Annotated in this window: 21 protein-coding genes; 18 read left to right on the top strand and 3 right to left on the bottom strand. The window is 72.8% G+C overall.

Annotated features, from left to right (window positions below):
* The first annotated feature begins 280 nt into the window (after positions 1-280).
* The 3 genes from AB0K82_RS02760 to AB0K82_RS02750 all read left to right on the top strand — a co-directional run bounded on the left by AB0K82_RS02760 (position 281) and on the right by AB0K82_RS02750 (position 2,744).
* Complete coding sequence (locus AB0K82_RS02760; RefSeq protein WP_364391906.1) at positions 281-589, top strand: hypothetical protein; 309 nt, start codon at positions 281-283, stop codon at positions 587-589.
* A gap of 224 nt (positions 590-813) precedes the next feature.
* The gene (locus AB0K82_RS02755) at positions 814-1,971 is read left to right on the top strand and encodes a serine hydrolase domain-containing protein (RefSeq protein WP_364391904.1); all 1,158 of its coding nucleotides are present in this window, start codon (positions 814-816) and stop codon (positions 1,969-1,971) included.
* A gap of 65 nt (positions 1,972-2,036) precedes the next feature.
* Complete coding sequence (locus AB0K82_RS02750; protein WP_364391901.1) at positions 2,037-2,744, top strand: dienelactone hydrolase family protein; 708 nt, start codon at positions 2,037-2,039, stop codon at positions 2,742-2,744.
* A gap of 99 nt (positions 2,745-2,843) precedes the next feature.
* Here AB0K82_RS02750 and AB0K82_RS02745 read toward each other — a convergent pair whose 3' ends face one another.
* Positions 2,844-3,596, bottom strand: coding sequence for a DUF4118 domain-containing protein (locus AB0K82_RS02745; RefSeq protein ID WP_364391899.1), 753 nt, complete (start codon positions 3,594-3,596; stop codon positions 2,844-2,846).
* A gap of 334 nt (positions 3,597-3,930) precedes the next feature.
* A complete protein-coding gene (locus AB0K82_RS02740) occupies positions 3,931-5,184 on the bottom strand; it encodes a cytochrome P450 (protein WP_364391896.1) in 1,254 nt (417 codons plus the stop codon).
* 252 nt (positions 5,185-5,436) lie between these two features.
* Here AB0K82_RS02740 and AB0K82_RS02735 point away from each other — a divergent pair, with 252 nt between their 5' ends.
* The 12 genes from AB0K82_RS02735 (at position 5,437) to gap (ending at position 20,806) form a co-directional block, all read left to right on the top strand.
* A complete protein-coding gene (locus tag AB0K82_RS02735; RefSeq protein ID WP_364391894.1) occupies positions 5,437-6,966 on the top strand; it encodes an FAD-dependent monooxygenase in 1,530 nt (509 codons plus the stop codon).
* A gap of 54 nt (positions 6,967-7,020) precedes the next feature.
* Positions 7,021-7,893, top strand: a complete 873-nt coding sequence (locus AB0K82_RS02730) for a phytanoyl-CoA dioxygenase family protein (RefSeq protein WP_364391892.1) — start codon at positions 7,021-7,023, stop codon at positions 7,891-7,893.
* A gap of 67 nt (positions 7,894-7,960) precedes the next feature.
* Positions 7,961-9,013: a ketoacyl-ACP synthase III family protein gene (locus tag AB0K82_RS02725; protein WP_364391889.1), complete on the top strand. Its 1,053-nt coding sequence runs from the start codon at positions 7,961-7,963 to the stop codon at positions 9,011-9,013.
* A gap of 37 nt (positions 9,014-9,050) precedes the next feature.
* Positions 9,051-10,112: a ketoacyl-ACP synthase III family protein gene (locus AB0K82_RS02720; protein ID WP_364391887.1), complete on the top strand. Its 1,062-nt coding sequence runs from the start codon at positions 9,051-9,053 to the stop codon at positions 10,110-10,112.
* Positions 10,112-13,951 (top strand): beta-ketoacyl synthase N-terminal-like domain-containing protein, encoded by a 3,840-nt coding sequence (locus tag AB0K82_RS02715; protein ID WP_364391884.1) that lies wholly within the window; start codon positions 10,112-10,114, stop codon positions 13,949-13,951. Before AB0K82_RS02720 ends, AB0K82_RS02715 begins: the two co-directional genes overlap by 1 nt.
* Complete coding sequence (locus AB0K82_RS02710) at positions 13,941-14,834, top strand: transketolase (RefSeq protein WP_364391882.1); 894 nt, start codon at positions 13,941-13,943, stop codon at positions 14,832-14,834. The genes AB0K82_RS02715 and AB0K82_RS02710 overlap by 11 nt, the downstream gene beginning before the upstream one ends.
* A complete protein-coding gene (locus tag AB0K82_RS02705) occupies positions 14,831-15,760 on the top strand; it encodes a transketolase C-terminal domain-containing protein (protein ID WP_364391880.1) in 930 nt (309 codons plus the stop codon). The genes AB0K82_RS02710 and AB0K82_RS02705 overlap by 4 nt, the downstream gene beginning before the upstream one ends.
* Before the next feature lie 41 nt (positions 15,761-15,801).
* Positions 15,802-17,199: a trehalose-6-phosphate synthase gene (locus AB0K82_RS02700; protein ID WP_364391878.1), complete on the top strand. Its 1,398-nt coding sequence runs from the start codon at positions 15,802-15,804 to the stop codon at positions 17,197-17,199.
* The gene (locus tag AB0K82_RS02695; protein ID WP_364391876.1) at positions 17,196-17,999 is read left to right on the top strand and encodes a hypothetical protein; all 804 of its coding nucleotides are present in this window, start codon (positions 17,196-17,198) and stop codon (positions 17,997-17,999) included. The genes AB0K82_RS02700 and AB0K82_RS02695 overlap by 4 nt, the downstream gene beginning before the upstream one ends.
* Complete coding sequence (locus AB0K82_RS02690) at positions 17,996-18,640, top strand: SIS domain-containing protein (protein ID WP_364391874.1); 645 nt, start codon at positions 17,996-17,998, stop codon at positions 18,638-18,640. Before AB0K82_RS02695 ends, AB0K82_RS02690 begins: the two co-directional genes overlap by 4 nt.
* Before the next feature lie 88 nt (positions 18,641-18,728).
* The gene (locus AB0K82_RS02685) at positions 18,729-19,676 is read left to right on the top strand and encodes a helix-turn-helix domain-containing protein (RefSeq protein ID WP_364391872.1); all 948 of its coding nucleotides are present in this window, start codon (positions 18,729-18,731) and stop codon (positions 19,674-19,676) included.
* 131 nt (positions 19,677-19,807) lie between these two features.
* A complete protein-coding gene (gap, locus tag AB0K82_RS02680; RefSeq protein ID WP_364391869.1) occupies positions 19,808-20,806 on the top strand; it encodes a type I glyceraldehyde-3-phosphate dehydrogenase in 999 nt (332 codons plus the stop codon).
* A 60-nt stretch (positions 20,807-20,866) separates the two neighbouring features.
* Here the strand turns inward: gap and AB0K82_RS02675 are convergent, their stop codons facing one another.
* The gene (locus AB0K82_RS02675) at positions 20,867-21,277 is read right to left on the bottom strand and encodes a DUF2000 family protein (RefSeq protein WP_364391866.1); all 411 of its coding nucleotides are present in this window, start codon (positions 21,275-21,277) and stop codon (positions 20,867-20,869) included.
* A gap of 72 nt (positions 21,278-21,349) precedes the next feature.
* On the opposite strand from AB0K82_RS02675, the gene AB0K82_RS02670 reads away from it, so the two are divergent.
* From AB0K82_RS02670 to AB0K82_RS02660, 3 genes are all read left to right on the top strand, one after another.
* Complete coding sequence (locus AB0K82_RS02670; RefSeq protein WP_364391864.1) at positions 21,350-22,183, top strand: AraC family transcriptional regulator; 834 nt, start codon at positions 21,350-21,352, stop codon at positions 22,181-22,183.
* A 359-nt stretch (positions 22,184-22,542) separates the two neighbouring features.
* Positions 22,543-23,970, top strand: coding sequence for a family 2B encapsulin nanocompartment shell protein (locus AB0K82_RS02665; protein ID WP_364391862.1), 1,428 nt, complete (start codon positions 22,543-22,545; stop codon positions 23,968-23,970).
* A 53-nt stretch (positions 23,971-24,023) separates the two neighbouring features.
* Positions 24,024-25,208 carry a family 2 encapsulin nanocompartment cargo protein terpene cyclase gene (locus AB0K82_RS02660; RefSeq protein ID WP_364391859.1) on the top strand — a complete coding sequence of 395 codons (1,185 nt, stop codon included), beginning with the start codon at positions 24,024-24,026 and terminating at the stop codon, positions 25,206-25,208.
* Positions 25,209-25,308 lie beyond the last annotated feature (100 nt).

Genomic DNA, 25,308 nt, shown 5'->3' with positions numbered 1-25,308 from the left:
GCTTCTATACCCCGCGCACGACATGATCCCGTCACCTGCCCCCGACGCGGTCAGAACATTACCCGCCCTTTCACCGCCCATGCCGCAACGATCCGGCGGGCGGGCATCGGCAAGAGAATGCTAAGCGGCCTTCAAGTTTCACTCATCACCACAATGAACCGTTGACTTTCGAAGTCACTGTGATGTCACCTGATATCGGGACATACATCTAAATGTTCTCAAATGACGCGCGTGGCTGCCGAATCGTCGCGCGCGAGCCGTACCGAAGGAGGTATCTTCCATGGGTATTTCGCGCCGGATGGGAGTAGCGGTCTCTGGCCTGGCCTTCGCGGGGGCAACGGTCGCGACGCTCGGCGCAGCCGGGCCGGCGAACGCGCAGACGGCGACGATCACCCCGCAGCACTCCGTCGCCGCGAGTTACTCCCGCGTCACTCGGCACCGGCACGGGCGCGCGTTCCTGCGGCACAGACGGTACGGGCGTGCGCCCGTACGGTACTGGCGGACGAGCGGCACGACGAGTTACTCGTACTCCTACTACAAGCGCACTTCCTACTGGTACTGGTGGAGCGGGTGCGGCTGCTGCTGCTAGCGGGGTGAACGGCAGAACGGCGGCCCCACCAGTCTGATTCCTCGTGACGGCCCGCCCTGGGGAGCCCGGGGCGGGCCGTGCCGGACGTGTCGTCGCGGCCGGTTCGGTTCTCCTGAGGCCGCCCCCCGGCGCGTGACCCCCGGGCGATGGTAGGGCCAGAGGTACCTTCGAAGTACCGCCAGCGGGATCGATCCGTCACCTGCCCCGTACGTAACGTGACCGCCATGAGCGATCATCGTTTCGGTAACCGCAGGCGTCTCACCACCATCGTCGCGCTGACCTGCCTCGGCATCCTCGGCGCCGCCACCGCGCCGAGCGGCGCGCTCGCCGCACGCACCGGCCGGACCGGAGGCGTCGTCCAGCAGCGGCTGAACCACCTCGTACGCGACGACGGATTCCCCGCCGCCCTGGCGTCCGTGCGCGGTCACGACGGGGACTTCCGCCACTACACCGCCGGCGTCGGCGACCTGAGGACCAAGGGCAGGGTGCCGGCCGACGGGTACGTGCGCATCGGCAGCAACACCAAGACCTTCACCGCCGTCGTCGTCCTGCAACTGGTCGGCGAGGGCAGGATCCGGTTGGACGAGCCGATCGAGACCTACCTGCCGGGCCTGATCCGCGGCGACGGCATCGACGGCCGCCACATCACGGTACGGCAGTTGCTGCAGCACACGAGCGGCCTGCCGAACTACACGTCCCTCTTCGCGAACGGCTTCCTGCCCTACCAGCACCGCTACTTCGAGCCCCGCGAACTGCTCGACCTGGCCCTCGCCAAGAAGGCGGACTTCCCTCCGGGCACGAAGTGGGAGTACAGCAACACCAACTACGTCGTCGCCGGGCTGCTGGTCGAGAAGATCACCGGGCGCCCGATGGCCGAGCAGATCACCGATCGCGTCATCACGCGCATCGGCCTACGGCACACCTACTTCCCGGGCGTCGGCGACCAGACGATCCGCCGGCCCCACCCGGAGGGGTACGCCAAGGACGATCCGAAGGCGCCGCTCACCGACGTGACCGAGTCGGACCCGTCCATGGGCTGGGCGGCCGGCCAGATGATCTCCACCCCGAGCGACGTGGACCGCTTCTTCACCGCGCTCCTCGCCGGTCGGCTGCTCGCGCCGGCGCAGCTCAAGGAGATGCGCACGACCGTCGCCGCGCCGGAGATGGGGAAGGGCGTCCGATACGGGCTCGGCCTCATGAGCACGCCGCTGAGCTGCGGTGGCGTCGCCTGGGGCCACGGGGGCGACATCCCCGGGTACTCCACGAGCAACGCCGCCACCGAGGACGGCCGCGCCGTCACCATCGCCGTCACCGAGCTGCCCACGGACCTGGCCCAGATCGGCCACCTGAACGCGGCCGTCGACGCCGCCCTGTGCGAGTAGCAGGCGGCATTCGCCTGTGGGCCGGTGGTATGAAGCCTCTGAGGAACTCGCGAGGAGGGTCACTGATGATCGAGACGTCGTACCTCACGGTGGACGGCCTGAACGCCTACCTGGCGCGCCCGGAGGGTGGTTCCGCCGCCGGCATGCTCCTGCTTCCCATGATCACAGGGATCGGCGAGCAGGTCCGGGAGTTCGCCGACGACCTCGCCCGGGCCGGCGTGACCGCGCTGAGCTGGGACCCGTGGCACGGCGTGAGCAGCGACGACACTCCGATCGGTGAGCTGCGGGCGCGGATGGACCGGCTCGACGACGAGGTCGTGCTGACGGAACAGCGGCGGCTGCTCGATCATCTGCTGGGCGAACTCGGTTGCGGCAGGGCCGGCGTGATCGGCTGGTGCCTGGGCGGCCGGTTCGCCCTGATCCTCGGCGGCCGCGACGAGCGGCTCGCCAACGTGGTCGCCTACCACCCGACCGTCCCGGGCACTCCGGCCCCGAACCACACCGTCGACGCGGTCGAGCACACCGCCCGGATCAAGGCGCCGGTCATGATGCTCTATCCGGGCGCGGACGCCCTGGTTCCCCTCCGCAGCTTCCAGCGCCTGCAGTCCGCCCTGCAGTCGCGCGAATCCGGCGCGAGCATCGTGCACGTCTACCCGAACGCCGCGCACGGGTTCAGCGCCCGCAGTCGCCGAGACGATCCGATCAACGCCGAGGCGTTCGACATCTCCTGGCCCCAGGTGCTCGACTTCGTCCGGGTGACCACGGCCGGGTGACCGACACCGGCTGACCGGCACCGGCTGACCGGCACTGGGTGATCACGGCCTTGTGAACACGGCCGGATGACGGAGCGCCTGGACGCCCGGGGCGGCGCCCTACTGTTCCCGTCTCGCCGGTCCGGCCGTGTCCAGGGCGACGCCCGCCTGGTCGGCGAGCGTGACGGCGACCAGACGGGCCTGCAGCGACGGCCGCTCCCCCGGCACGGGACTCAGCATGAACCGGCCCTGGAAGTGACCGTTGCCGAAGGCCCGCAACTCGACATCCTCCTCCGGCCAGCCGCGCCGTTCCACCTCCCAGCGCCGGCGGCCGACGACCAGGCCGCCGTCCTGTTCCAGCCGCGGCGGATGGCCGAGCAGCGAGCCGTACTCGAACCGGCACGCACGCAGGTGCAGCAGGTCGCCGAGCTCTCTCCGGACGTGGTCGACGACCGCGTCGGCGGAGGTCGCCCCCTGCGCCAGCCGGGCGGTGTCATGGATCCGGGCGAGGTAGCCGGCGTCCGTGACGGTGATCACCTTGAGGCGCCGGGCGCGGGCGGCCAGTTGGGAGACCGCGAGGCCGACCGCCAGCAGCAGCACCGCGGTCTGGACGTCGGCGGCCCGGTGGATGAGGAGACTCTGGTAGGGCGGGGTGAGGAAGAAGTCGAACCACGCGGCGGCCGACAGGGCGGCGAGCGCACCGGCCGGCCGGCTGCCGAGGGCGGCGACCGCCACGACGACCACCACCAGGATCAGAGCCAGGTTGGTCCTCGACACGCCGGTACGGAACGGCAGCAGGACGAGCGCGACCAGCAGCGGACCGGCCAGCGCGGCCGCCACGGCGATGACGTCGCGATACCGGTGTCCGATCATGCCGCACCTCCCGCCTGTCCGGACGCCTTGGGCGGCGACCCGCGCGCTCTGGGCGGAAGCCGGTCGCGCCCGAGGCCGCGACGGCGTGGACCGGCGCGCCGATCGTCCCCTAACGAGGAGTACCCGCGGGCCGCCACCGACTACCGGCCGCGCAGGCGAGGCAGGGCCTCCGCGCCGTCGCTCCGCCCGGGAACCTCGCCGCCGACGAGAACACTCCGGTCCGCATATCGCTCATTATTCGGTTATCCGCGCCGGAAAACCGCGCCGACAGTGGCGCTATTCACACGCTCGGTAATTGCTCTGTATCGCAATACTCACATCATTGGTTGATGATTCATCTAATGGCGGCCTCGTCGGCGTCGCGTGCCGAATGGCCGGCCGATGGCGTGCCCCAGGCGACCGGCAGCCGGTCCACGCCGTACACCGCCGACCGCTCGCGGGTCGGCACCTCGGCCGCCGGGACGGCGAGGCGCAGGTCGGGGAGGCGGTCGAAGAGCGCGGTCAGCGCGATGCGCAGCTCGGCCCGCGCGAGGTGCTGTCCGAGGCACTGGTGGATCCCATGGCCGAAGGCGAGGTGCCCGGTCGCGGGTCGACCCAGGTCGAGGTCGTCCGGATGGGGGAAGCGCTCGGGGTCCCGGTTGGCGACCGGCAGCGCGAGCACGACCGTCTCACCGGCCGCGATGACCTGGCCGTCGATCTCGACGTCGGCGAGCGCGGTGCGCCGTACGTCGAACTGCAGGATCGACAGGTACCGCAGCAGCTCCTCGACCGCGCGCTCGGCGACGTCGGCGTCCTCGCTCGGACGGGTGCGCCGGGTCTCGTCCGTGAGCAGCACGAACGTCCCGAGGGCGAGCATGCTCGACGTCGGCAGGTGCCCGGTGGCCAGCAGCACCATGCCGAGGTTGGTGAGCTCCTCGTCGGTCAGGTCGCCGGTCGCGACGGCGTGCGCCAGCAGCCCCTCCTCGTCCGGGCCGCCCGCGCCCCTACGCAGCCGTCCGATGAGGCCGCGCACCGTCCCGGTGATCGACATCACCGCCTCGACCGCGCGCTCGGGGGTGGAGTCCAGGTCGTTCATCACCGCGGTCGCCGCCTGGATCGCGTGCCGGTCCTCCGCCGGCACGCCCAGGAGTTCGCAGATGACCAGGGCCGGGACCGGCACGGCGAACGACGTGACGAGGTCGGCGGGCGACCCGCCGGCCGCCATCGCGTCGAGGGCCCGTTCTGTGTACCGCCGGATCGCCGGGGTCAGCTCCGCGACGCGCCGAGGACCGAAGTGGCGGCTGAGCAGGCGGCGGTACCGGGTGTGCTCGGGCGGGTCCATGTGCGGGAAGATGCCCGGCTCCGCGGGGGCCGGCCGCTCGTGCGCGCGCTCGCGGCCCACCGGCTGATGGAGCAGCTCACGCCGGGTGCTGAAGCGCGGATCGGCGAGGATGGCCCGGGTGACGGCGTAGCCGGTGGCCACCCAGCCGAGGTGCCCGTCCGGGTAGGCCAGCCGGCTGAGCGGGGGGCGTCGCCGCAGCTCGGCGGGCGGGTCGAAGGGGGTGGGTCGATCGGTCTCCAGCGGACGGGCCGTCCGGCCATCGGTCATCCGACCACCTCCGGGCCGGCTCCGGGCAGCCGTCGGCCCGGAGCATGATCATCAGCGGCTGATTATGCATGACAAGTCCGAAAAAACACACCACTAGTCATTTCCGGACCGTCCGATTAGCATCGGCGCTGACCGAACGGACACATCTGTCAAACACGTTGGGCGAACGGGCCGTCGCAAATGTCGCCGGTCCGTGATCGGTGACCCGGCGTCTCCTTCCTCACCCTCACTGTCATCCCCTTAGAGGTGTTAATGACGGTTCGGCATGCTCAAGTCGCGGTCGTCGGCGGTGGACCGGTGGGGCTCATGCTCGCCTGCGAGGTGGCCCTCCACGACGTGCCGGTGGTCGTGCTCGAACGACTGCCCGAGATCGAATGGCGCCCGAAGGCCGAGGGGATCACCGGCCGGGCTGTCGACATCATGGACCGCCGCGGCCTGATGCTCGGGGTGACCGAGACCCCCACGACGCCGCCGACGGCCGAGCAGCAGGCCCGCGTCGCCGCCGGTGAGCGACGGCCGGACAGCCTGCTGCCCAAGGAGTTCCCCCGCGCGCGGCACTTCGCCGGCATGTTCCTGCTCCGCCCCGAGTCGCCGGACCTGCTGGTGCCGCAGCAGTTGCTGGAGGAGGACCTGGCGCGGCGCGCGACGGAGCTGGGCGTCGAGGTACGGCGCGGTCACACCGTCACCGGGTTCGCCCAGGACGACGACGGCGTAAGTCTCGAGGTCGAGGGTCCGGACGGGCCGTACGAGCTGGCGGCGGAGTGGCTGGCCGGCTGCGACGGCGGCCGCAGCACGATCCGCAAGCTGTCCGGCGTCGCGTTCCCGGGCACGGACGGGGTCACGACCGGGTACCGCGCCTTCGCCGACATCGACGACCCCGACTTCCACCTGCCCGGCTGGTTCCGCAAGGACGGCGGGCTCCTGGTGTACGAGGAGGGGCCGCCCCGGTTCATCACGCTGGAGTTCGACGGACCACCGGTGAACCGGGACGCGCCGATCACGCTCGAGGAGTTCCAGGGCGCGCTGCGCCGGCTCAGCGGCACCAAGGTGACGGTCACCGGGATCACGAAGATCACCCGGTTCACCGACAACGCGCGGCAGGCGGAGACCTACCGCAGCGGGCGGGTGCTGCTGGTGGGCGACGCGGCGCACGTCCACTCGCATTGGAGCGGTCCAGGGCTGCGGCTCGGACTGGGCGACGCCGTCAACGTCGGCTGGAAGCTCGCCGCCGTCGCGCGCGGCTGGTGCGACGCGGACCTGCTCGACACCTACACCTCCGAGCGGCATCCGATCGGCGCGCAGACGCTGGAGATCCAACGGGCCTCGATCGCGCTGATGCGACCCGGCCCGCACGTCGACGCGCTGCGCCGGCTGCTCCGGGAACTGCTACTGCGCGACGAGGCGAACCGGCAGCTCACCGCCCTGGTCGACGACCTGCACATCTCCTACGACATGGGCGACCCGGCACTGACGAGTCCGCTGGTCGGCCGGTACAGCCCCGACCTGCGCCTACGGGGCGCCGACGGGACGGTACGGGTCGCGGAGCTGCAACGGAACGGCCGGGCGCTGCTGCTCGACCTGCGCTCCGACCCGGCCTTGCGCGCCCTCGCCGAACCCTGGTCCGACCGGGTCGACGTGGTGACCGCCGAATGCGCCGAACCTCCGGCGGACGCCCTGCTGATCCGCCCGGACGGCTTCGTAGCCTGGAGCACCCCCGCCGGCCCGGCGACGCTGCCGGCCGCCCTCGCCCGGTGGTTCGGCCCGCCCGCCACCACCGCCTGACGTGCGCCTCGAACCCCTGACAGAGACCGCCGCCGCCCGTGATCGGAGGCCGGAGTGAGTGATTCCAGGCTGACCACGCTGCCCGCGTCCACCTCGGTCGACAAGGCGATCGAGGTGGTCGACCGTGACGGAGCAGTGATCATCGAGGACTTCCTGGACGCCGAGACGCTCCGCGGGCTGTGGGCCGACCTCGGACCGGCCCTCGAACGCCAGGCTGACGGCGACGGGCGGCTCGTGGGCGAGAAGACCCGCATCCTCCCCGGTCTGGTCCGCCGGACCCGGCACTCGACGGCCGTCATGCGGCAGCCGCACTTCCTCGGCCTCGCGCGGCACTTCCTGCAGCGCCCGGTGAAGGCGTGGCTCGGTGAGCAGCGGGTCGAGTTCGTCCCGACGATCCAGCTCGGCATCTCCCGGGCGATCCAGACCTCGCCCGGCGTGCCGATCCAGGCGCTGCACCGGGACGACACGGCCCACCTGCGCACCCACCCGGGCCCGGAGAGCCGGGTGCAGGTCATGGTGGCCGCGAGCGAGTTCACCGCGCGCACGGGCGCGACCCGGGTGATCCCCGGCAGCCACCGCTGGGACGACGAGCGGGCGCCCCGCGACGACGAGGCGGTGCCCGCCGAGATGCGGACCGGCTCCGCGCTGCTCTGGCTCGGCAGCACGTACCACGGGGCCGGGGTGAACACCTCCGACGCGCCCCGCACCGGCCTGTCGTACGCCTACGACCTCGGCAACCTCCGCCAGGAGGAGAACCAGTACCTGTCCGTGCCGCTGGACCTGGTCCGCGGCTACCCCGAGGACATCCAGCGGCTCCTCGGCTACGAGGCGTGCCCGCCGATGTGCGGGCTCTACGAGCTGAGCGATCCGATGCTGCTGCTCCGCGACGAGGCGGCGACACCCGCCTCGGCGCCCGATCCCCGGTGAGACCCGGCGGTCTCCGCTTTCACTCCGCCCCGTGCCGCGGCGGACCCACGCGCTGAAGGAGGGACAGATGCGCACACCCGACGTGTACCTGCGCAGCATCGGCGTCCATCTGCCACCGGTGGTCACCATCGAGACGGCCGTCGCCGAGGGCCGCTACCCGGCCGACGAGGTGGAGTACTTCCGGCTCGGCGGGGCCGCGGTGGCCGGTGACGTGCCGGCCCCGGAACTGGCGCTGCGCGCCGCCCGCCACGCGTTCGAGCGCTCCGGCGGGCTCTCCCCGCGCGACCTGGACCTCATGCTGTACTCCGACGTCTGGCATCAGGGGCCGGAGGGCTGGGAGCCGCAGTACTACCTGCAGCAGCACCTGGTGGGCGGCGACGTCCTCGCCGTGGAGATGCGGCACGGGTGCTGCGGGATGTTCAGCGCGCTGCAGCTCACCGCCGGGTACCTGCGGCCGGACGGCGGCACCGCGCTGCTGGTCGGCGCCGACAACCACGGCACCCCGCTGGTCGACCGGTGGCGGATGATCGAGGGCGCCGTGATGGGCGACGGCGGGTGCGCGCTGCTGGTCACGACCGAGGGCGGGTTCGCCGAACTGCGGTCGGTGAACGTGGTCGTACTGCCGGAGGCCGAGGCGGTCAACGACGGCGGCGTGCCGATGTTCCCGCCGGACGCGACCGTGGGGCGGCCGCTGGACTTCGCCGCGCGCAACCGGGAGTTCCGCAAGCGGCTGATCGGCGGGAACGGCGCCGACGTCATGCTCGCGATCCAGAAGACGCTGCTGGAGCTGGTCGACCGGACCCTCCAGGAGGCGGACGTCACGCTCGACGAGGTGGCGCGCGTGGCCTTCCCCCACGGGCGCTGGGACGACCTCGAGCACCGGGGCGTCAACTGGCTCGGGCTCACGTTGGCCGACACCACCTGGGACTACGGGGCGCGGATCGGGCACCTGGGGGTCGGCGACCAGTTCGTGGCCCTCGACCACCTCCTGACGACCGGGGCGCTGGCCGCCGGCGACCACGTGCTGCTCGTCGGGCTCGGCGCCGGAACCACCATGGCCTGCGCCGTGCTGCGGATCCTCGACATCCCGCCGGAGTACCGGTCCGGCGGACCGGCCTGAGCGCCGGAAGACGGCAGGGACACGACGGGGAGGCGGCATGGAGACGGCGGACATGTACATCAGCGGGGTCGGGTCGTACGTCCCCGCGACGGTGAGCGTCGACGACGCCGTGGCGGCGGGCCGGTACACCGGCGAGGAGGTCGAGCTGCACGGGCTCGCCTCGGTCGCGGTGGCCGGTGACGTCCCGGCGCCGGAGATGGCGTTGCGCGCGGCGCGCAGCGCGGTGGCCCGCAGCGGGCGGTCCCCGACCGACCTCGACCTGCTGCTGTACACCTCCACCTGGCACCAGGGCCCGGAGGGCTGGCCGCCGCAGGCGTACGTGCAACGCCACCTCGTCGGCGACGGAGTCCTGTCCACCCAGCTTAAGCAGGGCTGCAACGGCATGCTCACAGCCTTCGAGCTGGCCGCCTCCTTCCTGCGGGCGGCGCCCGGCCGCCGGGCCGCGCTGCTGGTCGCCGCCGACAACTACGGCACCCCGCTGGTCGACCGGTGGCGGATGCTGCCCGGGGCCGTCGCCGGGGACGCGGGCAGCGCCGTGGTGCTCGACACCGAGCCGGGGTTCGCCCGGCTGGCGTCGGTGTGCTCGGTGTCGGTGTCGCAGGCCGAGGAGATGCACCGCTGCGCCGAGCCGCTGTTCCCGCCCGGCATCCTCGAGGGCCGTGCGGTCGACTTCGCCGCGCACAACGACGAGTTCCGCAGGCGAGCCGTTGTCGAGGGCGACGGCACGCGCGTGCTGGTCACGCTCGACGAGCGGATGGCCGAGGTGATCGACCAGGCGCTGGCGGAGGCCGGTGTCAAACCGGACGACGTGACGCGGGTGTCGTGCATGAACACCTCCCGGGAGATCGCCGACCAGGTCTGCGAGATGCGGCTGGGCGTGCCCGCGTCCCGCTCGGCGTGGGAGTTCGGCCGGACCATCGGCCACTGCGGGGCCAGCGACCAGGTCCTCGCGCTGGAGCACCTGGTCCGCACCGGCGGCCTGGGTCCCGGCGACCACCTGCTGATGTTCGGCTTCGGACCCGGCGTGACCATCTCGGCCGCCGTCGTGGAGGTACTCGAGTCGCCCATCTGGGCGCGGACACGGGGAGGCGATGCCTGATGGACCGACCGGTCGAGGCGATCGCGGTGATCGGGATCGGCTGCCGCCTGCCCGGCGGCGCCGGCTCGCCGGACGCGTACTGGGAACTGCTGCGCGAGGGACGGGACGCCAGCGGACCGGCGCCCGCGGACCGCTGGCGGGACTACGCCGACCGCGGCCCGTCGTACGCGGCGGCGGTCCGCCGCACCGTCCCGCGCGGCAGCTTCCTGGAGGGCGCCGCGGACTTCGACGCGGAGTTCTTCGGGCTCTCGCCGCGTGAAGCGGAGCTGATGGACCCGCAGCAGCGTCTCGTGATGGAGACCGCGTGGGAGGCCCTCGAGCACGCGGGCGTGTCGCCGGACGCGCTGGCCGGCACGGACGCGGGCGTGTACGTCGGCGTCTGCACCGGCGACTACGGGCACCGGCTGCTGGAGGACCTGCCCGACATCGAGGCGTGGACCGGGATCGGCGCGGCCACGTGCGCGGTGGCCAACCGCGTGTCGTACGCCCTGGACCTGCGCGGCCCGAGCCTGGCGGTGGACACCGCGTGCTCGGCGTCGCTGGTCGTGGTGCACTTGGCCGTGCAGGCGCTGCGCGCAGGAGAGACGGACGTGGCGCTGGCCGGCGGGGTCAACCTCATCCTGTCCCCCGGCGAGACGCTCACCCTGGACGCCGCCGGCACGCTCGCGCCGGACGGGCGCAGCAAGTCCTTCGACGCCGCCGCCGACGGCTACGGGCGCGGCGAGGGCGCGGCCGTGGTGGTGCTCAAGCGGCTCTCCGAGGCCGTGGCGGACGGGGACCGGATCCTCGCGGTCGTCCGCGGCAGCGCGGTCAACCAGGACGGCCGCACCGTCGGCATCATGGCGCCGTGCGGCCAGGCGCAGGAGCACGTCATGCGCCGGGCGCTGCGGCAGGCGGGCGTCGAGCCGGGCACGGTCGGCTACGTCGAGGCGCACGGCACCGGCACCGCGGTCGGCGACCCTCTGGAAGCCGCCGCGCTGGGCGCCGTGTACGGGGCCGGCCGCCCGGCGGATCGGCCGTGCCTGATCGGCTCGGCCAAGTCGAACATCGGCCACCTCGAGGGCGCCGCCGGCATCGCCGGCCTGGTCAAGGCCGTCCTGGCCCTGGAGCGCGGCGAGCTCCCGCCGAGCCGGCTCGACACGCCCACCCCGGCCGTCGACTGGGCGGGCGCCGGGCTGCGCGTGGTCGGCGCGCCGACGCCGTGGCCGGACTCCGCGCACCCGCGCCGGGCCGCGGTCTCCGCCTTCGGCTACGGCGGGACCGTCGCCCACGTGGTCCTCGAAGAGGCGCCGCCGGAGCGGCCGGCCGACGAGGAGGCGGCGGCGGGCCGGCTGTTCCCGGTGTCCGCCGCGTCGCGGACGGCGCTGCGGCAGGCCGCCGGAAGGCTGGCCGACGCCGCCGGTGACCGGCCGGCGGCCGGCGTCGGGCACACGCTCGCGCTGCGCCGGGCGCACCTGGCGGAACGCGCCGTGGTCGCGGCGGACGACGTCGCCGCGCTGGCCGGCGGGCTGCGCGCCCTGGCCGCCGGCACCCCGCACGCCGCCGTCACCACCGGGCGGGTGCTCACCGACCCCGGCCCCGGGCCCGTGTTCGTGTTCTCCGGGCATGGCTCGCAGTGGGTCGGCATGGGCCGGGAGCTGCTGGCGACCGAACCGGCGTTCGCCGCGGTGATCGACGAGCTGGAGCCGGTGTTCGCCGCCGAGATCGGCTTCTCGCCACGGGAGGTGCTGACGGACGGCGGGCTCACCGAGGTCGACCGGGTCCAGACCATGATCTTCGCGATGCAGCTCGGCCTGGTCGAACTGTGGCGCGGGTACGGCGTGCGCCCGCACGCGGTGATCGGCCACTCCGTCGGCGAGATCGCCGCGGCCGTGACGGCCGGGGCGCTGAGCCGCCTGGACGGCGCCCGGCTGATCTGCCGGCGGTCCCGGCTGCTGCGGCGGGTCGCCGGTCGGGGCGCGATGGCCATGGTGCAGCTTCCGTTCGCCGACGCGGCCGCCCGGCTGGCGGGCCGCGCCGACGTCGTCGCCGCGATCGCGTCCTCCCCCGGCTCGACGGTCGTCTCCGGTGAGCCGGACGCCGTGGCCGAGGTGCTGTCCGGCTGGCTGGAGGAGGGCGTCCCGGCGCGCCGGGTCGCCTCGGACGTGGCGTTCCACGGACCGCAGATGGACCCGCTGCTGGCCGAGCTGACCGCCGCCGCGGCCGACCTGACGCCCCGAGTCCCGGACCTGCGGGTCTACTCGACGGCGCTGGACGACCCGCGTGCGGCGCCGGGCTTCGACGGCGCGTACTGGGCGACCAACCTGCGCCGGCCGGTGCGCCTGGCCGACGCGGTGAGCGCGGCGGCCGCCGACGGCTACCGGGCGTTCGTGGAGATCTCCCCACACCCGGTGGTCACCCACTCCGTACTGGAGACGCTGAGCGTGACCGGGCACGAGGACGTCTTCGTCGGCGCGTCGTTGCGCCGGAACCGCCCGGCCCGCGACACCCTCCTGACGGGCGTGGCCGCCGCGCACTGCGCCGGCCTGGACGTCGACTGGCGGCGGCTGCAGCCCGCCGGCGGGCCGGTCGCGCTCCCCACTTATCCCTGGCAGCACCGCAGGCACTGGCGCGCGCCGTCGGCTCCCGACACCGGCGGCCGGGGCCACGACCCGGACGCGCACACGCTGCTCGGCGACGGCGTCGAACTGGCGGGGACCGACGTCCGGCTCTGGCGGACCGCCCTGGACGACCACACTCGGCCCTACCCCGGCAGCCACGCCATCGAGGGCGTGGAGATCGTCCCGGCCGCCGTGCTGGCGGTGACGTTCTTCGCCGCCTCGGGCGGCCAGGCGCTCGACGAGGTGACGATGTCCGCGCCGCTGCTGACCGCCGACCGCCGCGAGGTCCAGGTCGTACGGCAGGGCGCGAAGCTGCGGCTGGCCGCCCGCACGGCCGGCGAACCGGACGCCCCCTGGCAACTGATCGCCACAGCCACCGCCACAGCCACCGCCACGGACATCGCCGCAAGCACCGCCAACGTCACGGGCACCGCCACGGACACCGCCACAGCCACGGTCACGGCCGACGCCACGGCCATCGCCGAACCGGGAGACGCGCCGGCCCCACCGGATCGGCCGCTCGCCCCGGCCGATCCGGGCTCGGTCACGCAGCGGCTCGCCGCCGTCGGCGTACCCGGCACCGGGTTCGACTGGACCGTCGAGGAACTCCTGCGCGGCGACGGCGTACTGCGCGCCCGCGTCCGGTGCGGGCCGTCCGACACCTGGGCGCCCGTCCTGGACGCGGTGATGTCGGTGGCGCCGAGCGCGTTCCCCGGCGACCCGCTGCTGCGGATGGTGACGCACGTCGACCGGCTCGTCGCGGTCGGGAAGCCACCGGACACGGTGCACATCGAAATCTGGCTCGACCCCGATCGCGCCGACACGGTGCGGGTACGGGTGACCGACCCCGCCGGCGCCGTCGTCGGCCGGCTGGACGGGCTGCGGTACCCGGTGATCGACGCACCGGCCGCGCGGGAGAACGGCGCCGACGGGACGGGACCGACCGAGTCGTTCGCCGAGCTGGCGCCGGAGGAGCTGCGCGCCTTTCTGATCCAGGAGGTCGGCGCGCAGATCGCCAAGGAGATGCGGCTGGACCCCGCCGACCTGTCGCCGCACCGTCCGCTGGTCGAACAGGGCCTGGACTCGGTGCTGACGGTCGTCGTCCGCCGTCGGCTGGAGAAGCGGTTCCGGTGCTCGCTGCCGACCACTCTGCTGTGGCGGCAGCCGACCATCGTCGCGGTCTCCGACTACATCGCCGGTCTGGTGGCCGCCCCGAACGGGAGCGCCGATGCGGGGTGAGCGAACGGTCGCCGGCCCGGCCGAACGGGCCGACGCGGCGCGAGCCGAACGGGCCGACGCGGCGCGGGCCGACGCGGCGCGGATCGCGCGGCTCTCGACCCGATGCCGGCTCGTCCTGCTGGAGATGATCCACCGGGCGGGGTCCGGGCACGCCGGCTCGTCGCTGTCCTGTACGGACATCATCGGCGTGCTGAAGTTCGACCAGATGGACCGGCGCGCGGACCGGTCGGCGGGCGACGTGTTCGTCCTGTCGAAGGGCCACGCGGCACCGGCGTGGTACGCCGCGCTGATCGTCGACGGCGACCTGCCCGCCGAGGAGGTCGGCACGCTGCGGGCCCTGGACAGCCGGTTGCAGGGACATCCGGACCGTACGCGGCTCGGGCTGGTGGACGTCAGCACCGGCGCGCTCGGCCAGGGCCTGTCGGTGGCGGTCGGCCGGGCGCTGGCCCGGCGGCTGCACGGCCGGGACTCCACCGTGTACTGCCTGCTCGGCGACGGTGAGTGCCAGGAGGGCCAGGTGTGGGAGGCGTTCCTGTACGCCGGCGCGCACCGGGTGCCCGGCCTGGTGGCGATCATCGACCACAACGGCGGCCAGAGTGACGGCGCGGTCGCCGACATCCTGCCGCTGCGCCCGCTGCCGGACAAGCTGCGCGCGTTCGGCTGGCACGTCGACGAGGTGGACGGCCACGACCACGGCGCGCTGCGCGACGTGCTCCGCCGGCGTGACCGCGAGCGGCCCTCGGTGATCGTCGCGCACACCCGTAAGGGACGGCTCGGCCCCGACCGCGTCCTGCTGGGCGGCAGCCACAGCGACCTGCCGTCGGCGGCGGAGTACGCGGCCGCGGTCGACTACCTGGAGACCCTCCTGGAGCGAGACTCATGAGTTCGACCCGGGACTGGTTCGGGACCGCGCTGGTCGAGATCGCCCGCGAGTACGACCACGTCGTGGTGGTGAACTGCGACCTCGCCAAGGCCACCCGGACGCTGCCGTTCAAGGAGGAGTTCCCGGACCGGTTCTTCGAGTGCGGCATCGCGGAGGCCAACGCCATCGGCGTGGCCGCGGGGCTGGCGCAGGAGGGGTTCCGGCCGTTCGTCGCGAGCTTCGGTCACTTCCTGACCGGGAAGTTCCTGGAGATCTTCCAGACGGTCGGGCTCAACGACGCGGGCGTCGTCCTGGTCGGCACCCACGCCGGGCTGGCGATCGGGCGGGACGGACCGACCCAGATGGGGCTACGGGACCTCGCGCTGATGCGCACCCTGCCGAACGTCCGCGTGTTCCAGCCCGCCGACGGCGCCGAGACCTGGCAGATGACGGCCCACCTGGCGACCGACCGGCGCCCGAGCTACCTGCGGCTGTGCCGGCAGTCGCTGCCGGAGGTGCACGCCGACGGGTACCGGTTCCGGTTCGGGATCCCGCACGTGGTCCGCGCGGGCGCCGAGGTGGTCGTCTTCGCGATGGGCGGCACGGTGCCGGTCGCCGTCGAGGCGGCCGGCCGGCTCGCCGTACGCGGGATCGCGCCGACCGTGGTGAACGTGGCGTCGCTGCCGGTGGACCGGGCGACGGTCGAGCGCCTCGTCGGCGGGCACCGGCAGGTGCTCGTCGTCGAGGACCACTACGCCGTGGGCGGGCTCGCCGACGAGCTGGGCCGGATCGTGCTGGGCCTTCCCGACCGGCCCCGCTTCGACGTCCTGGCCGTACCCGACTACGGGCAGGCCGGCCCGCCCGAGGATCTCTACCGCCGGTACCGCCTGGACGCGCCGGGGATCGCGGACCGCGTCGCCGCGCTCCTCCAGGACGCTCCGCGGTGAGGCCGCCCGAGACAGCCGCCGACCCGAGGATGGCGACCGGAGTGAGACTGATCGTCTGCAGCAACAGCGCGCCGCGGTGGCAGGAGGACGTGGGGCTGCTGCCCCGCTCCCCCGGCGGCCTGGTCCCGCTGCTGGCCACGCTGCTGGGCGAGCACGGCGGCGACTGGGTCTGCACGATGCCCGCCGACGGCCCGCCCGGTGCGGAGCCCGTCGAGGTGACGCGGCTGCCCGGCAACGTGACGCTGCACCGGCTGCGCCTGCCCCCGGCGATGGTCGACCAGCACTACGAGACGATCGGCGTGCGCCTGCTGCTGTGGCTGTTCCACTACCTGCTCGACACGGCGCGGCAGCCGGACGGACGGCTCGCGGAGGCGTGGTCGGCGTACGAAGCGGTCAACCGGGCGTACGCCGACCGGGTGGCGGCGCTGCTGACGGGGTCAGCGGAGGAGTTCGTGCTGGTCAACGACCACCACCTGTTCCTCGTGCCGGAGATGCTCGGGCGGCGCGCGGAACGCCGGGGCCGGGTCGCGTTCTTCCAGGGCCTGCCCTGGTGCGAGCCCGACTACTTCGGCGTGCTCCCCGCGTACATCCGCGACCGCGTCCTCACGAGCCTGCTGTGCGCGGACGTGATCGGCTTCCACTGCACCCGGTGGGCGCGGGCCTTCCTGGGCTGCTGCGCGCGGTTCCTGCCCGGCTGCGCGGTCGACGACGACGGCGCGACGTTCGACGGCCACCGGACACGCGTGACCGTCGCGCCGTTCCCGCTGGACGTCGCGATGGTGGAGCGGCTGCGCGACGAGCCCGCCACCGCCGACTGGCGGGCGCGGCTCGGCCGGGACGCCGCCGGCCGACGGATGATCGTCCGAGCCGACCGCATCGACCTGTGGAAGAACCTGCCACGCGGCTTCGCCGCGTACCGGAGCCTGCTCGAGCGCGAACCCGGGCTCGCCCGGGACTGGTGGTTCTGCGCGGTGGCCACCCCGCCGGGCCGCCCCACCGAACGCACCCGCGACCTCCAGCGCGAATGCGAGGGCCTCGTCGCCGACCTCGACGAGCGGTTCGGCGCGCCCGGCCGACCGGCCGTCTCGCTGGTCTACCCGGATCTGGCGACCACGCGGAACTGCGTGGTGGCGGCCCTGTCGGAGGCCGACCTCACGCTGGTGAACCCGACGTTCGACGGCATGAACCTGGTGGCCAAGGAGGCCCTCTACCTCGGCGAACGCGGACGACTGCTGCTGTCGGTCAACGCGGGCGCCTACGAAGGGCTCGCCGAGCACGTGACGCCGGTGCACCCGTTCGACGTCGAGGCGACCGCCTCGGCACTGCGCGAGGCGATGACGCGCGGTACGGACCCGGCGGGGCGGGCGGCGGCACGACGGCTGCTGCGCGACCAGGACGCGACCGACTGGCTGAAGCGGATGATGGGAGTTGAACGGTGAAGACGACCGAGGTCACCACGCGATACGGACGAATCGGCCGGCTGGCCGACCAGGCGGCCGCCGGTGCCTACCTGTTCGCGGAGCACACGATCGAGCCCGGACAGGCCACCCCCTTCCGGATCCATCCCCGCGACCACCGGACGTTCGTCGTCATCCAGGGCCGGGTCAGGCTGGAGACCGCGCGCGACCGCGGAACCGAGTCGGCGATCTACGAGTACCTGGACGGCTGGCACGCCCTCCCGGGCTGCGTCTACCGAATCGCGAACCCCGATGGGGAACCGGCGATCCTCATCGAGGCCGGATCCGTACTGGGCGAGACAGAGGAGGCGACCGGCCCGGCGTTCCCGGACGCGGTGGCCCGCCCCTGCCCGGACGTCTCGGACTACACGGTGGACAAGCCCTGGGGCAGTGAGGTCTGGTACACCCAGAACCTCCCCGACCTCCCGTACGCGCTGAAGCGCATCCGGATGACCGAGGGGCACCAGTCGTCGCTGCAGTCCCACGAGCAGAAGCTGGAGACGAACTACGTCATCGAGGGAGCGGCCACGGTGCTGAGCGGAGCGATGGCCCCCGCGGACCTGACCGCGGTGATCGACGTCGGGTCCCTGACGACGACCGTCCACGGTCCACGATCCGGCTGGACCAACCCACCGGGCGAGCTGCACCGGGTGATCGCGCGAACCGACTACACCTCCATCGAGATCTCCACCCCCGAGCTGGACGACGTCATCCGGTGGCAGGACGACGCCGGGCGCGGCCACGGCCGGATCGACGCCGAGCACGCGGGCGGCCGGTCGTGAGCCTCACCGAGACGATCGAGCTGTACCTCACCGAGAAGCGCCGGATCCTCGACGCCTTCCCCGTCGCGGTGCTGGAACGCGCCGCCGAGATGCTGTTCGCGACCTACGACCGGGGCGGCGCCGTCTACGCCATGGCCAACGGCGGGAACGCCGGCACCCTCGACCACTTCTACTGCGATTTCAAGCACCACCCGTTCGTGACGGAGGACAAGACCCGGCCGCTCCCGGCCGACGTCCGGCGCCTGTCCTTCGTCAACCTGTGCGGGTCGGCCGCCGAGCTGACCGGACTCGTCAACGACATCGGCTTCGAGGACATGTTCGCCGCGGCCCTGGCCCCCGTCGTCACCGCGAACGACCTGGTGATGGCCTACTCCGGCAGCGGGAACTCCGCGAACGTGACCAAGGCCCTCGAGGTGGCGGCCGCCGCGGGGGCCGGAACGTTCGCCATGACCAAGGGCGACGGCGGCCGGTGTAAGGACCTGGCCGAGGTGTGCCTGGTCGTGCCCGGCACGTCCCGGTTCCCCGGCCAGGTCGGCAAGAACGACAACAACTTCCATTTCGAGGACCTGATGCTGTCGATCAACCACATCCTCGTCGGCCTCCTCAAGGAACGCGTCGCGGCCCGCCACCTACGGAACTAGGCGCGCTCCGACGTCCGCTCGACCAGTGGCAGGATGCTTGCGACAGCCGTCATCCACGCCACTGGGCGAGCGGTCGAAGGAGGGCCCGATGAGCCGGAGGAACCACCAGATCGCCGTGCTCGTGCTCGAGGGAGCGAAGCCGCTCGACGTCGGCATCCCCGCGCAGGTGTTCTCCAACCGGCCGAACATGCCGTACGAGGTGCGGGTCTGCGGCGCCGCGCCTGGCCTGGTGACCGGCGGCGACGGCCTCTCGTATCACGTGGCCGAGGGCCTTGAGGCCCTGAAGCACGCCGACACCGTCTTCATCCCCGGCTACCGGGAGCCGGCGACCACGGAACCGCCGGCGGCGGTCGTCGGCGCGCTCCTGGCCGCCCACGAGCGCGGGACGCGGCTCGCGGCCATCTCGACCGGGGCGTTCGCGCTGGCGGCGACGGGCCTGCTGAGCGGCAAGCGGGCGACGACCCACTGGCACTACACGAAGGCCCTCGCCGAGCGGCATCCGCTCGTACGGGTGGACGAGAACGTGCTGTTCGTGGACGAGGGCGACGTGCTCACCTCGGCGGGCGCGGCGTCCGGCATCGACCTGTGCCTGCACCTGGTACGGCGCGACCACGGTGTCGCGCTCTCCAACCACGTGGCGAGACGGCTGGTGGCCGCGCCGTACCGCAGCGGCGGGCAGGCGCAGTACGTTCCCCGGAGCCTGCCCGAGCCGCTCGGCGACCTGTTCGCGAGCACGCGCGAGTGGGCCCTGGCGCACCTCTCCGAACCGCTGACCCTGGAGGAGCTCGCCCGCAACGCGCGGGTGTCGGCGCGCACCTTCTCGCGGCGGTTCGTCGAGGACACCGGCTACACGCCGATGCAGTGGGTGCTCCGGGCGCGGGTCGACCTGGCACGGGAACTGCTCGAGCGCACCGACCTGGGCGTGGAGGAGATCGCCGACCGCGTCGGGCTCGGCACCGGGGCGAACCTCCGCCTGCACTTCCAGCGCATCCTGGGCACCTCTCCGACGGAGTACCGCCACACCTTTTCGGCCTGAGCCGGAGTTGGCGAGATCCTTGCGGTCGGTGGCGAAACACGTGGCGTGATCCTTGCGCACGTTGTCCATCAGGCCACTGTCGGTCTCGCCGTCAGGTGCCGACCATGGGGGCGGGACGAAAGGAGCCTTCATTGACCCGCATCGCCGTCAACGGATTCGGCCGCATCGGGCGCAGCGCACTCCGCGCCCTGCTGGAGCGTGGAAGCGACCTCGAAGTGGTGGCCGTCAACGACCTCACCGCCCCCGAGACCCTCGCGCACCTGCTCAAGTACGACAGCACGCTCGGCCGCCTCGGCCGCCCCGTCGAGGTCGACGGGACCGACCTCGTGGTCGACGGCCGCCGCATCAAGGTGCTCTCCGAACGCGAACCCGCCGACCTGCCCTGGGCCGACCTCGGCGTCGACATCGTGCTCGAGTCCACCGGCCGCTTCACCAAGGCGGACGCCGCCCGCGCCCACATCCGGGCCGGCGCCAAGCGTGTACTGGTGAGCGCCCCCGCCGACGGCGCCGACGTCACGCTCGCCTACGGCGTGAACACCGAGGTCTACGTCCCCGGGGAGCATGTGATCATCTCGAGCGCCTCCTGCACCACGAACGCGCTGGCTCCGCTGGCGTCCGTGCTGGACGACCTGGCCGGCATCGAGCACGGCTTCATGACCACGGTGCACGCCTACACCCAGGAACAGAACCTGCAGGACGGCCCGCACCGCGACCTGCGCCGCGCCCGCGCCGCCGGCGTGAACATCGCGCCCACCACCACCGGGGCCGCCAAGGCCATCGGCCGGGTCCTGCCGAACCTCGACGGCAAGCTGTCGGGCGACTCGATCCGCGTTCCGGTCCCGGTGGGCTCGATCGTGGAGCTGAACACCACGGTCTCCCGGGAGGTCACCCGCGACGAGGTGCTCGCCGCCTACCGCGCCGCCGCCGACAGCACGCTGAAGGGCGTCCTCGAGTACGCCGACGAGCCGCTGGTCTCCAGCGACATCGCCGGTCAGCCGGCGTCGTCCATCTTCGACGCCGCCCTCACCCGCGTCGACGGCAGGCACGTCAAGGTGGTGGCCTGGTACGACAACGAGTGGGGCTTCTCCAACCGCGTCGTCGACACGCTCGAACTGCTCGCCCGCGACTGACCGCGGCGCGGTGCTCGCACCGTCGGCCGGAGCCCTGCCCCGGCCGGCGATGCGCGGACGTCAGGGGTGGAGGGACAGACCCTTGAGGATCTTGTCGACGGCGTTCTTCGGGCCGTGCAGCGCCAGGCCCACGAGGGGCAGGTCGTCGGCGGCGCGCTCCCGTACGACGGCGCGGTTGTCCTCGTCGTGGCCGGTCTTGAACATGTCCTCCGTGTAGACGCCGACGCGAAGGTCGCGGGCGAGCGCGCGGCCGTGAACGCGGGCGAGGCCCTCCGCGTCGGCGGCGTAGACGAGCACCGGCTGTCGGAAGGTCGGCAGGTAGGCGTTGCCGGAACCGTCCTCGTACGGCTCGCCGATCAGCTCGGGGAAGCCGGCGGCCACCCCGCCCGCCAGGAAGGCCGTGACGTTGAGCCGCTGCCAGGCCGCGAGGTCGTCCCGTACGACGATGCCGATCTTGGTGTCGAAACGCATGGCCCCCAGGATGGCGTACGGGTCCGCGACCCGTCTTGAACGCTCGTGCGGCGGCCGGGCCAGAATCGGGGTATGACGCGCGACTGGTCCCGCTACTGGCACTCGGCCGACGAGCCGCTGGAGGCCATGCACGCGCACTTCGTACGGCACGTCTACCACCGGCACGGTCACGAGGGGTACTCCTTCGGAGTCACCGACGAGGGCGCCCAGGCGTTCTCCTGCCGGGGCGGGGCGCACACCAGTGCCGCCGGGATGGTGATGGCGTTCAACCCGGAGGATCCGCACGACGGCCGGGCCGCCGACGAGCTCGGCTTCACCTACCGGATGGTGCACCTCGGCCCCGAGCTGGTCACCGGCGTGCTCGCCGACGTCACCGGCGGACGAGCCGGTCTGCCGCTGTTCCGCGAGCCGGTCGTCGACGACGCGGTCCTCGCGCGGAACCTGCGGGCCCTGCACTCCGCGCTGCTCGGCGGGGCGAGCGCCCTGCGACGCGCAGAGCTGCTGACCGCGACGGTCGCCTCGGTCGTACGGCGGGCGGCCGCGTCCGGTGGCCGGCCCGCCGCCGCGCCGACCGGCGCGACCCTCGTCGCCGAACGCGCCCGCGCGCGGCTCCACGACTCCTACCTGGAGGATCTCACCGCCGACGAGCTGGCCGCCGCGGCGGGACACACCCGGTTCGGGGTCTACCGGGCGTTCCGGGCGGTGTACGGGATGGCGCCCAGCGACTATCAGCGGCAGCTACGGCTCCGAGAGGCGCGGCGGCTGATCGCGCTCGGCCGGCCGCTCGCCGACGTCGCGGCGCGCACCGGCTTCGCCGACCAGAGCCACCTGACCCGCTGGTTCGTCCGCTGGTACGGCATCACCCCCGGCCGCTACCGCCGCGCCACCCGCCCGATGCCCGCCTGACCGAGCCCCGGCCGCGCGCCGCGTACGGAACGCTCGTCAATCGCGGTATAGGAACCGGACGAAAGCCCACAGAGCGGCATCACGGGCGGGGTTTCTCCGAGCACTCGGCACGTCCCGCTCCGCAAGACATTCCCAGCCGCGACACCCCCGAGATCGATGACCGTAAGCGCCTGGCCGATAACGGTCGGCGACATTCGCGTGCGGCGGAGGTAAGAGAAGGCTGCCGCACGCGGGGGGTGTCCCGCCGGAAAGGCCGACCATACGATCCGTATCGGATCGATCACCTAAAGTGAAGGTCCGAGCGAGGTCAATTCTCCGTCCCAGCGCACTGTCGCGCGCGGAAAAAGGGAGGTCTCGGTTTGACGTCATCCTCGTGGCAGGAGCCGGTGTCCACCGACGAGACTGCGGAAGAGCAGTACCAGCGGAGCCTCAGCACCGCGGCGGCACGGAACCTTACGACGACGACCAAGACCCCGCCGCAGATGCAGGCGATCAGCTCGCGCTGGCTGCTGCGGGTCCTGCCGTGGGTCGAGGTGTCCGGCGGTCACTACCGGGTCAACCGGCGGCTGACCTACAAGGTGGGCGGCGGCCGGGTCGCCGTCACGGGCAGCGAGAACCGAGCCCAGATCCTCCCGCCCAGCCTGCGGGAGATCCCGCTGCTGGGCGGGTTCGCGGACGAGGAGGTGCTGGCGGAGCTGGCCGGCCGGTTCATGCTGCGGGAGGCGGCGGCCGGTGAGACGCTCGTCGAGCGCGGCCAGCCCGGCGATCGGCTGTTCGTGGTCGCGCACGGAAAGGTGGACCGGCTGGCCACGGGGCCGTTCGATACGCCGGCCTCGCATGCCCCGGTCGGTGACGGCGGCTACCTCTTCCCCGGAGCGCTGACGGACCCGGACTTCACGTGGGACCACACGGTCGTCGCCATGACGACGTGCTCGCTGCTGGTGCTCTCCCGCCAGGACTTCCAGGCCATGCTCGACCGGTCCGAGGCGCTGGCCGCGCACGTCGAGCGGTACCAGGCGGCGCTGCGCGCGCCGCAGAACCGCAAGGGCGAGGCGGAGATCGCGCTGCTCTCCGGGCACGCGGGCGAGCAGGACGTTCCGACGACGTACGCCGACTACGAGCTCGCCCCGCGCGAGTACGAGCTGGGCGTCGCCCAGACCGTGCTGAAGGTGCACACCCGGGTCACCGACCTGTTCAACGAGCCGATGAACCAGTTGGAGCAGCAGCTCCGGCTGACCGTCGAGGCGCTGCGCGAGCGGCAGGAACACGAGATGGTCAACAACCGGGACTTCGGGCTGCTGCACAACGTCGACTACTCCCAGCGGATGCAGACCCGGTCGGGTCCCCCCACCCCCGACGACCTGGACGAGCTGCTGTCCCGCCGCCGCAGCACCCGGTTCTTCCTCGCCCATCCGAAGGGCATCGCGGCGTTCCTGCGCGAGTGCAGCCGACGCGGGCTCTACCCGGACCCCGTCGACTGGGAGGGCGGCCGGATCCCGGGCTGGCGGGGCATTCCGATCTTCCCGTGCAACAAGATCCCGGTCGTCGACGGGCACACCTCCTCCATCCTGGCCATGCGCACCGGGGAGGACGACCAGGGCGTGGTCGGCCTGCGCCAGACGGGGATCCCGGACGAGTACGAGCCGGGGCTGAACGTCCGCTTCATGGGCATCGACGAGAAGGCCATCACGTCGTACCTGGTCAGCGCCTACTTCTCGGCCGCGGTGCTGGTTCCGGACGCGCTCGGCGTGCTGGAGAACGTCGAGGTCGCGGCGCCGGGCTCGTGATCCGGGCGGTCACCGCCGCCGGCCCGTACGTCCGAGATCTCCCAGGAGCGCACGTGTCACACGACCTGCCGATCCGCCCGACCGGGCTGGGTACGTCCGCGGCCCAGCTGGCGGGCGCGCTTCGGTCGGCGGTCCGCGAGGTGCCACCCCTCCTCGTGGACCCGCCGAGCACCGCGGAGGGGGCCGCGGCGCCGTCCGCCGATCCGCCGGAGCGGTCCGCGCTCCCCTGCCCGGGCGAGGGGCTCCGGGACGTCGTACCGGGATACGCCGAACGGCAGTGGGGCGACGGCTCGTACCCGCCGCTGTACTGCCCGGAGACGGTTCGCGTCGACGAGGCCCTCGGGCACCTGGTGAACGAGGCCCTCGTCGCCTGGGCCGAGGAGACGGGCATCTACGCCGATCGGCTGGAGGCGTTCCGCAGCACCGGGTTCGGCCGGCTCGCCATGCTCGCCCATCCCGACACCGACGACCCGGACCGACTGCTGCTCGCCGCGCAGATGAACGCCGCGTGGTGGGCGTGCGACGACTACTACGCCGACGAGAGCGAGCTGGGGGCCACTCCGATCGAGCTGCCCCCACGTCTGGCACTGGTGATGTCGGCCATGGACCCGCCGCCGCCCGCGGGCGAGTTCACCGGTCCGCTGGAGGGGGCGATCCAGGCCGATCCGGTGCTGGTGGCGCTGGCCTCGGCCGCCGCCCACCTGCGCCGGCACGCCACTCCGGACCAGGTCATGCGGGTCTGCAACACGACGTTCCAGATGTACGTGAGCTGGACGGCGTACGCGGCCTGGCGCTACGGCGGCGGGCTCCCGCCCGCCTGGCGTTACCTCGCCGCCCGGCAGCACGACAGTTTCTACACGTCCATGACGTTGATCGATGTCGTCGGCGGTTACCGGCTTCCGAGCGAGCTGTTCTACGCGCCGGAGGTGCACCGCGCCGTGATGCAGGCGGGCACGGCATCCGTCATCGTCAACGACCTGCACTCGGTCGCCAGGGAGGCGGCGGACGACCAGTCGGACAACCTCGTCCTGCTGGTCGCCGCCGAGGAGAACTGCTCGCTGCGTGAGGCGATCGAGACCTGCGTCCGCCTGCACAACGGACTCGTCCGGGACTTCCAGTCCGCGCAGGAGCGGCTCGCCGCCGTGCCGTCGGTCGAGTTGCAACGGTTCCTGCGCGGCGCGCAGGCATGGATGGGCGGCGGCTTCGAATGGCACAGCACGAGTAGCCGCTACCGCTGATCCAGCCGCGTGATCCGGGGACCGCTGCCCCGGATCACGCGGCGACTCCGGGCCGGCGAGCCACCGGCGCGCCGGCCCGGCACCCCCCGACCATGAGTAA

Origin of the sequence: Actinoallomurus sp. NPDC052274, assembly GCF_040679475.1 — a bacterium.
GTDB classification, from domain to species: domain Bacteria; phylum Actinomycetota; class Actinomycetes; order Streptosporangiales; family Streptosporangiaceae; genus Actinoallomurus; species Actinoallomurus liliacearum.
This window is presented reverse-complemented; position numbering and strand designations above follow the sequence as displayed.

Coding starts and splice junctions, on each gene's coding strand:
- AB0K82_RS02670 (WP_364391864.1), top strand. CDS start 21,350: ATGACGCGCGACTGGTCCCGCTACTGGCACTCGGCCGACGAGCCGCTG.
- AB0K82_RS02685 (WP_364391872.1), top strand. CDS start 18,729: ATGAGCCGGAGGAACCACCAGATCGCCGTGCTCGTGCTCGAGGGAGCG.
- AB0K82_RS02710 (WP_364391882.1), top strand. CDS start 13,941: ATGCGGGGTGAGCGAACGGTCGCCGGCCCGGCCGAACGGGCCGACGCG.
- AB0K82_RS02720 (WP_364391887.1), top strand. CDS start 9,051: ATGGAGACGGCGGACATGTACATCAGCGGGGTCGGGTCGTACGTCCCC.
- AB0K82_RS02725 (WP_364391889.1), top strand. CDS start 7,961: ATGCGCACACCCGACGTGTACCTGCGCAGCATCGGCGTCCATCTGCCA.
- AB0K82_RS02750 (WP_364391901.1), top strand. CDS start 2,037: ATGATCGAGACGTCGTACCTCACGGTGGACGGCCTGAACGCCTACCTG.
- AB0K82_RS02735 (WP_364391894.1), top strand. CDS start 5,437: ATGACGGTTCGGCATGCTCAAGTCGCGGTCGTCGGCGGTGGACCGGTG.
- AB0K82_RS02715 (WP_364391884.1), top strand. CDS start 10,112: ATGGACCGACCGGTCGAGGCGATCGCGGTGATCGGGATCGGCTGCCGC.
- AB0K82_RS02705 (WP_364391880.1), top strand. CDS start 14,831: ATGAGTTCGACCCGGGACTGGTTCGGGACCGCGCTGGTCGAGATCGCC.
- AB0K82_RS02675 (WP_364391866.1), bottom strand. CDS start 21,277: ATGCGTTTCGACACCAAGATCGGCATCGTCGTACGGGACGACCTCGCG.
- AB0K82_RS02760 (WP_364391906.1), top strand. CDS start 281: ATGGGTATTTCGCGCCGGATGGGAGTAGCGGTCTCTGGCCTGGCCTTC.
- AB0K82_RS02740 (WP_364391896.1), bottom strand. CDS start 5,184: ATGACCGATGGCCGGACGGCCCGTCCGCTGGAGACCGATCGACCCACC.
- AB0K82_RS02745 (WP_364391899.1), bottom strand. CDS start 3,596: ATGATCGGACACCGGTATCGCGACGTCATCGCCGTGGCGGCCGCGCTG.
- AB0K82_RS02755 (WP_364391904.1), top strand. CDS start 814: ATGAGCGATCATCGTTTCGGTAACCGCAGGCGTCTCACCACCATCGTC.